Annotated in this window: 3 protein-coding genes; all 3 read left to right on the forward strand. The window is 67.1% G+C overall.

All coding sequences use genetic code 11. The features are described from left to right. The first annotated feature begins 40 nt into the window (after nt 1–40). The 3 genes from K206_RS0129440 to K206_RS0129450 are packed head-to-tail and all read left to right on the forward strand — an operon-like array spanning nt 41 to nt 1659. A complete protein-coding gene (locus K206_RS0129440) occupies nt 41–394 on the forward strand; it encodes a phage holin family protein (RefSeq protein ID WP_029044232.1) in 354 nt (117 codons plus the stop codon). A gap of 50 nt (nt 395–444) precedes the next feature. Further along, a complete protein-coding gene (gene metF, locus K206_RS0129445) occupies nt 445–1275 on the forward strand; it encodes a methylenetetrahydrofolate reductase [NAD(P)H] (protein WP_020205950.1) in 831 nt (276 codons plus the stop codon). 18 nt (nt 1276–1293) lie between these two features. Next, a complete protein-coding gene (locus tag K206_RS0129450; protein ID WP_020205951.1) occupies nt 1294–1659 on the forward strand; it encodes a TfoX/Sxy family protein in 366 nt (121 codons plus the stop codon). The last annotated feature ends 59 nt before the right edge of the window (nt 1660–1718 follow it).

Genomic DNA, 1718 nt, shown 5'->3' on the forward strand with positions numbered 1-1718 from the left:
TCCGCATCCTGTTTCGTCTGACCCGAGCTAGGGAGTCGTCATGAGATTGCTGGCCGTCTGGATCATCAACGCCGCCGCGCTGTTCCTGGTGGGCAACCTGATCAGCGGGATTCACCTGGGCGGCTTCGGCTCGGCCATGATCGCCGCGCTGGTGCTGGGCCTGGTCAACACCCTGATCCGCCCGATCCTGGTCATCCTCACGCTGCCGGTGACGCTGCTCACGCTCGGCCTGTTCATCTTCGTGATCAACGCGCTGCTGTTCCTGTTCGTGGGCAAGCTGCTGTCCGGCTTCGTGGTCAGCGGCTTCGGCGCGGCGCTGCTCGGATCGATCCTGTACAGCGTGATTTCCTGGGCGCTGTCGAGCCTGCTGCTCGGCGAACGCCGCAGCGCCTGACGCACGCCAAACCTTCCAGCGCGCCGCGCCACACGCGGCGCGCCACCATCATGCAAGACCGCTACTTCAGCTTCGAATTCTTCCCGCCCAAGACGGCCGAGGGCGCCGAGAAGCTGCGCAATACGCGCGCGCAGCTCGCTCCGCTGCATCCCAAGTACATCTCGGTGACGTTCGGCGCCGGCGGCACCACCCAGCAGGGCACGCTGGACGCCGTGCTGGAGATCCAGCGCGACGGCATCGAGGCCGCGCCGCACCTGTCGTGCGTGGGCTCCACGCGCGCGAGCATCCGCCAGATCCTGCAGACCTACCGCGACGGCGGCATCCGCCACATCGTGGCGCTGCGCGGCGACATGCCCTCGGGCATGGGCGAGATCGGCGAGTTCCGCTACGCCAACGAACTGGTGGAATTCATCCGCGCCGAGACCGGCGACTGGTTCCACATCGAGGTGGCGGCCTATCCCGAGTACCATCCGCAGGCCAAGTCGCCGCGCGTGGATCTGGAGAACTTCGTGCGCAAGGTCAAGGCCGGCGCCGACTCCGCCATCACCCAGTATTTCTTCAACGCCGACGCCTATTTCCGCTTCGTCGACGACGCGCGCGCGATGGGCGTGGACGTGCCGGTGGTGCCCGGCATCATGCCGATCACCAACTCCTCGCAACTGATGCGCTTCTCCGAGATGTGCGGCGCCGAAGTGCCGCGCTGGATCGCCCGGCGCCTGGAAGGCTTCGGCGACGACCGCGAATCGATCCGCGCGTTCGGCCTCGACGTGGTCACTGCGCTGTGCGAGCGCCTGCTCGCGGCCGGCGTGCCGGGGCTGCATTTCTACACGCTCAACACCGCCGGCGCCACCAAGGCGATCTGGCAGCGCCTCAAGCTCTGAGCGCCGGGCGCTTCACGCATGGCCACCGCGCGCCGCCCCGATCCCTTCGTCGACCATCTGCTCGAGCTGATGGGCCCGCTGGCCGCGCGCATCGGCCCCATCACCGCGCGCCGCATGTTCGGCGGCCACGGGCTGTATTACGACGGGCTGATGTTCGCGCTGGTGTCGGACGGGCGCTGCTGGCTCAAGACCGACGAGCAGACCCGCGCGCGGTTCGAGGCCGAGGGCGGCGAGCCGTTCCGGTATAGCAGCCGCGGGCGTGAAGTCACCATGCGGCATTATCTGAGTCTGCCCGCAGTTTGTCTGGAGTCGGCGGAGGAGATGACGACGTGGGCGCGGTGGTCGGTGGAGGCTACGTTGAGGTTGGCTAATCAGGTGGGGTGAGTTTTTTGGGGTTTGGGTTTGGATGGGATTCTTGTTCGGGCTGTTGTGGGCCTTGAGGC

Origin of the sequence: Cupriavidus sp. WS, assembly GCF_000395345.1 — a bacterium.
Classification (GTDB): domain Bacteria; phylum Pseudomonadota; class Gammaproteobacteria; order Burkholderiales; family Burkholderiaceae; genus Cupriavidus; species Cupriavidus basilensis_B.